This is a genomic window from Methylobacterium sp. WL103 (genome assembly GCF_008039885.1).
In the GTDB taxonomy this organism is placed as follows: Bacteria; Pseudomonadota; Alphaproteobacteria; order Rhizobiales; family Beijerinckiaceae; genus Methylobacterium; species Methylobacterium cerastii.
Genome location: NZ_VRUX01000278.1, coordinates 1 through 5,414, shown reverse-complemented (window position 1 = coordinate 5,414; position 5,414 = coordinate 1). Strand labels below are relative to the sequence as shown.

Below are 5,414 nucleotides of genomic sequence, written 5' to 3'. Positions count from 1 at the left end.
CCATCGCGCCGACGCCGGCCGCCACCGCCGCGGTGACCGGCCTGTCGGAGGCGGACGTGTCCGCCTTCTTCGACCTGTTCGCCGGCACGAAGCGCGTCGTCACCGCCTTCTCGCAAGGGGCCAACCAGTCGGCACAGGGCACCGACAAGGGCAACGCCATCATCAACTGCCACCTTGCCACCGGCCGCATCGGGCAGCCGGGGGCAGGGCCATTCTCGCTCACCGGCCAGCCCAACGCCATGGGCGGGCGCGAGGTCGGGGGCTTGGCCAACATGCTGGCCGCCCACATGCACTTCGCACCCGAGGAGGTCGACAAGGTCCGCCGCTTCTGGAACGCGCCGAACCTCATCACCGGCGAGGGGATGAAGGCGGTGGCTTTGTTCGACGCGATCGCACGCGGCAAGATCAAGGCGCTCTGGGTGATGGGGACCAACCCGCTGGTCTCGATGCCGCAGGCCGACGTGATCAAGGACGCCCTGAAGGGCCTCGACCTGCTCGTCGTCTCCGAGGTGATGGCCGATTCCGACACCGCCCGCGCCAGGGCCAAGAAGACCGTGCTGCTGCCGGCCCTCGCCTGGGGCGAGAAGGACGGCACCGTCACGAATTCCGAGCGCCGGATCACGCGCCAGCGCCGCTTCCTCAAGGCGCCGGGCGAAGCGCGGCCGGACTGGGCGGTGCTCGCCGACGTCGGGCGCCGCCTCGGCCACGGCGCCGCCTTCGGCTTCACCTCGGCGGCGGCGGTGTTCCGCCAGCATGCTGCGCTCTCGGCCTTCGAGAACAACGGCACCCGCGACTTCGACATCGGCGCACTCGCCGACATCGGCGACGCCGCCTACGAGACGAACCTGCCGGTGCAGTGGCCCCTGACGAAGCGCGGCGGCACGAAGGCGCGGCTGTTTTCGGACGGACGCTTCTTCACCTTCGACAAGCGCGCCCGCTTTGTCGCGGTGCAGGCGCCGGCGCTGGCCCAGGCCACGAGCGAAACGATGCCGTTCGTGCTGAACACCGGGCGCGTGCGCGACCACTGGCACACGATGACGCGGACGGGGAAGAGCCAGCGGCTCTCGGCCCACCGCCCGGTGCCCTTCGTCCAGGTCCACCCCCGCGACGCCACCGCCGCGAATCTCGCCGAGGGCGGCCTCGCTCGGGTCTCGACCGCGCACGGCGCGGCCGAGCTGGAGGTGATCGTCACCGAGGCGGTGGCGCCCTCGACCGCCGGGCCGAGGAGGGCGGCGAAGTAGCCCGAAAGCCACGAGCGCTGGTCGGCGGAGAACGGGGCGTTCTCGGGAACGAGGACGAGGGGGGGGGAGACGTGCTCGCTCATGCGGCTGCCTTGAGGGCTGGCTGTTCTTCGGCAAGGTCGCGCAGGGCTTCCGGCCCCGTTCGCGCCGTGAAGGTCTGAAAGCTCTCCTCTGGCCCGGTGCGGCGGGCGAGGTAGGTGCGCAGCAGCGCCTCGACGCGGGACGGCGCGTCCTCGGCCTTGATCGCCGTCCAGATCCCGGTGCCGATCTTCGGGTTCTCGGCGAACCCGCCGCCGACCACGACGTCGTAGCCAGGAACGGTGTCGCCCTCCTCCGAGACCACCACCTTGGCGCCGATCAGGCCGATGTCGCCGATGTAGTGCTGGGCGCAGGAATGGTGGCAGCCGGTGATGTGGACGTTCACCGGCACGTCGAGCTCGGGGAGCGTCGCCTCGACGTGGCCGGCGATGATCATCGCGTCGCCCTTAGTGTCCGCGGCGGCGAACTTGCAGCCGTTCGAGCCGGTGCAGGCGACGAGGCCCGAGCGGATGCCCGCCGCCTTGGTGGTGAGGCCGAGCGCCGCCACCCGCGCCTCGACCTCGGCGACCTTGACGTCGGGCACGCCGGAGAACAGGAAGTTCTGCCAGACCGTCATGCGGATCTGCCCGTCGCCGCATTCCTGCGCGATCCGCGCGAGCTCGCGGACCTGATCGCTCATGATCTTGCCCACCGGCAGGATCACGCCGATCCAGTTGAGGCCGGGCTGCACCTGGGCGTGGACGCCGACATGGGCGAACCGGTCGGTGGCTTTCCGCGGCACGACGTGGGCCGGATCGACCCGGTCGAGCTTGTATCCGAGCTTCTCTTCGACCGCGGCGAGGTACTTGTCGAAGCCCCAGGCGTCGAGAACGTACTTCATCCGGCTCTTGTTGCGGTTCGTCCGGTCGCCGTTTTCGATGAACACGCGGATGATCGCGTCTGAGACCTTGTTGCAATCCTCGGGCTTCAACACGATGCCGGTATCGCGTGCCAGATCCCGGTGGCCGGAGATGCCGCCGAGCACGAGGCGCATCCACACGCCCGGCGTGACGCTCGCGCCCTCCAGCACCTCGATCGCCTGGAAGCCGATGTCGTTGGTCTCCTCCAGCACCGCGACGATGCCGCCGCCGTCGAAGGCGACGTTGAACTTGCGCGGCAGGCCGTAGAGCGACTGGTCGTTGATGATCCAGTTGTTCCAGGACTTGGCGAGCGGGCGGGTGTCCAGAAGCTCCTGATGATCGATGCCGGCGGTGGGCGAGCCGGTGACGTTGCGGATGTTATCCGCACCCGAGCCGCGCGCGGTCAGCCCGATGTCGACCAGCCCGTCGAGGAAGGGCTGGGCGTGCTCGGGCGCGATGTGGCGCACCTGGAGGTTGGCCCGCGTGGTCACGTGGACGAAGCCGCCGCCATGCGCGTCGGCGAGGTCGGCGACACCTGAAAACTGCCAGTGGTGCAGGATGCCGTTGGGGATGCGCAGGCGGGCCATGAACGAGGTCTGGTTCGGGGCGACCCAGAACAGGCCGTGATAGCGCCAGCGGAAGTTGTCCTCGGGCTTCGGCGCCTTGCCCGTCGCCGCCTCGACCTTCAGCCGGTTGTGGCCCTCGAACGGGTTCTCGGCGCGCTTCCATTTCTCCTGCTCGCAGAGCTTGCCGCCGGCCTTCACCGTGGCGTCCTGCGCCTTGATGTGGATCGCGTCCGGCCCGGTCGGCTCGGGCGGCGGACCGTCCTGCCCGATGGCCAGGCCGCCCGTCAGCCGGGCGGCGGCCACGCCAGAGGCGAAGCCCTCGAGGTAGCGCTTCTGCTCGGCGTTGAAGTCTTCAGCCATGGTCCGCCTCCTTCACGCGGCCAAGATCCTTGCTCACGCGGCCAAGGTCTCGGCGAGGGGGGCGGCCGCCGTCGCGGGGCGCCCGAACATCAGGTCGTCGATCTGGTCTCCCACCGGCTCGCCGGTGCGGATCAGTGTCTTGCATCGGGCCTGCTCGCCGATGTCGCCGACGAAGACCGCGCCGATCAGGCGGTCGCGCTCGATCAGGAGCTTGCGGTAGAGGCCGGCGCCCGGATCGCTCATCACGATCGCCTCGGCGGTCTCGGGCGTGTCGACGACGCCTGCGGAGAACACCGGCAGCCCCGAGACCTTGAGGCTCGTGGACAGCGCCGTGCCGGAATACCGCGCCTCCTGCCCGGAAAGGTGGCGGCTCAGGGTCTCGGCGTGCTCGTAGGCGGGCTCGACGAGGCCGTAGACCATGCCGCGGTGCTCGGCGCATTCGCCGAGCGCGAAGATCCGCGGGTCCGAGGTGGTCATCCGGTCGTCGACCTTGATGCCGCGGCCGGTCTCGAGCCCTGCGCCCTGCGCCAGGGCGAGGTTCGGGCGCACGCCGACCGACATGACGACGAGGTCGGCCGGCAGCACCGTGCCGTCGGCGAGGATCAGGCGCTCGACCCGGCCGTCGCCCTCGACGCGGTCGGTGTCGGCCTTGAGCAGCACCTTGACGCCCCGCGCCTCCATCGCCCGACGGACGAGGGTGGCGGCGGAATGATCGAGCTGACGCTCCATCAGCCGGTCCATGACGTGGAGCAGGGTGGTGTCGACGCCGAGCCGCGCCAGCCCGACCGCGGCCTCCAATCCGAGCAGGCCGCCGCCGATGACGATGGCCTTGGCGTGCTCGACCGCCGCCTTCCGGATCGCCGACACGTCCGCGAGGTCGCGGAAGGTGATGATGCCGGGCAGGTCCATCCCGGGCTTGGGCAGGCGGATCGGCACGGAGCCCACCGCCAGCACCAGCTTGTCGAAGGGCAGCACGTGGGTCTCGCCGACGACGACCAGCGCGTTCTCGCGGTCGACTTGCGTCGCGGGGGCGCCGGTGATCAGGCGGATGCCGTGGCTCTCGTACCAGTCGAGCCCGCGGAAGGCGCAAGCCGCCTCGTCCACTTCGCCGCCCAGCAGGGAGGACAGCAGCACCCGGTTGTAGGCGGCCACCGGCTCGGCGCCGACGACGGTGACGTCGTAGCGGCCGGGCGACCCTTCGGTCAGCCGTTCGAGGAAGCGCAACGAGGCCATGCCGTTGCCGACCACAACGAGCCTCTCGCGCGGAATCTCCGCCGCTGGAACCTGATCCGTCTGCGCTGTGAGCATCGGTGGAAGGGTCTCGTCCTCGAACAACTTCGCGGGCACGTCCGCCACGAAAAAAGCCGCCGCCGATCCACCTCGGGCGAGCGTATCCGCCCGCGAGGAGACATCGGTTCAGCGGCCTCGCTGACGGTGCTGCCCGTCGTCGTTGACGGGTCAGGCGATCTCAGCAGGTTCCGTGCCAATTCGTGAGGATGCGGTTCGCCCGCTGTCGCCGGGAACGCGAACGGCACCTTCGCGGGCCTTTCGATCACACGCGTGCGCTGCACAAAGATCAGGCTATTGAGCTCTGATCAGGCAGGCATGTGCGAACGCGACGGCTCCGGCTTAGGGGGGGGGCGGTCGCGATGCGCTTTGGCGGGGTCGAGGTCCGCGGCGGAGGCTAGATGAGGGTCGAGAGAGCGGCCATCAGGCCGACGACGGGAACCGCGCCGATCAGCAGGACCCAGCGCCACGGATGCGCGGCCTTCGCGCGCCGGTTGTCGTTCATCGCCCGCGGCGCGCGTCCACGGTGCCGAACGTAGGCCGAAAGATCGACGCGTCCGCGCGAGGCGGGACTGGACGAGGCGGTGTCGAGCTTGCGGCAACCTGGCATGGCAGAACCATAACTGCGTCGCGGCGTCCGCGTTCCGTTGCGATCGTCGTGCCGGTGCGGTCCGGAGGGCTCAGGCCGGGGACAGCCCGGCCGCTGCGTAGAGGTCCGGCCGGTAGACGGCTTCCGCGGCCGGCAGGAGGTCCTCGGTCGGCATCTGCCCGGCGGCTCGCATCTGCGACAGGATCCAGCCGACATGGGCGGCGAGCGGCTCCTGCGCCGCCGCGTCGAGGCGCAGGTAATCGGGCGCTTCGCGCTCCCGGCCTGGCCCGTCGAGGACGATCGTCCCCTCGAAGGTGCGGGCGATCAGATGGGGGTCGAGGTTCAGGTAGGGCCGCCGCGCGAGGCGGTGGGCGAGCTCGGTGCGATTGGCCGGGTCGGCGCACCAGCGCCCGGCGTGGGCGACGGCCCGCAC

At 70.4% G+C, this 5,414-nt stretch carries 4 protein-coding genes and 1 pseudogene; 1 reads left to right on the top strand and 4 read right to left on the bottom strand.

Annotated elements, in window-relative coordinates; translation table 11 throughout:
• The coding region (locus tag FV222_RS16165; RefSeq protein WP_246685495.1) for a molybdopterin-dependent oxidoreductase at positions 1 to 1,241 on the top strand (1,241 nt) is incomplete at its 5' end.
• Positions 1,242 to 1,320: 79 nt separating this feature from the next.
• On the opposite strand, the gene FV222_RS16160 is transcribed toward FV222_RS16165, so the two are convergent.
• From FV222_RS16160 to FV222_RS29710, 4 genes and pseudogenes are all read right to left on the bottom strand, one after another.
• The gene (locus FV222_RS16160) at positions 1,321 to 3,105 is read right to left on the bottom strand and encodes a NirA family protein (RefSeq protein ID WP_147815090.1); all 1,785 of its coding nucleotides are present in this window, start codon (positions 3,103 to 3,105) and stop codon (positions 1,321 to 1,323) included.
• Between the two features lie 33 nt (positions 3,106 to 3,138).
• The gene (locus FV222_RS16155; protein WP_147815092.1) at positions 3,139 to 4,413 is read right to left on the bottom strand and encodes an FAD-dependent oxidoreductase; all 1,275 of its coding nucleotides are present in this window, start codon (positions 4,411 to 4,413) and stop codon (positions 3,139 to 3,141) included.
• A gap of 376 nt (positions 4,414 to 4,789) precedes the next feature.
• Positions 4,790 to 5,002, bottom strand: a complete 213-nt coding sequence (locus FV222_RS16150; RefSeq protein WP_147815088.1) for a hypothetical protein — start codon at positions 5,000 to 5,002, stop codon at positions 4,790 to 4,792.
• A gap of 70 nt (positions 5,003 to 5,072) precedes the next feature.
• Positions 5,073 to 5,414, bottom strand: a pseudogene (locus tag FV222_RS29710) (nitrate transporter); the annotation flags it as partial.

Excerpts from the sequence above, each read along its gene's own strand:
- FV222_RS16150 (WP_147815088.1), bottom strand. The coding sequence starts at position 5,002 with ATGCCAGGTTGCCGCAAGCTCGACACCGCCTCGTCCAGTCCCGCCTCG.
- FV222_RS16155 (WP_147815092.1), bottom strand. The coding sequence starts at position 4,413 with ATGCTCACAGCGCAGACGGATCAGGTTCCAGCGGCGGAGATTCCGCGC.
- FV222_RS16160 (WP_147815090.1), bottom strand. The coding sequence starts at position 3,105 with ATGGCTGAAGACTTCAACGCCGAGCAGAAGCGCTACCTCGAGGGCTTC.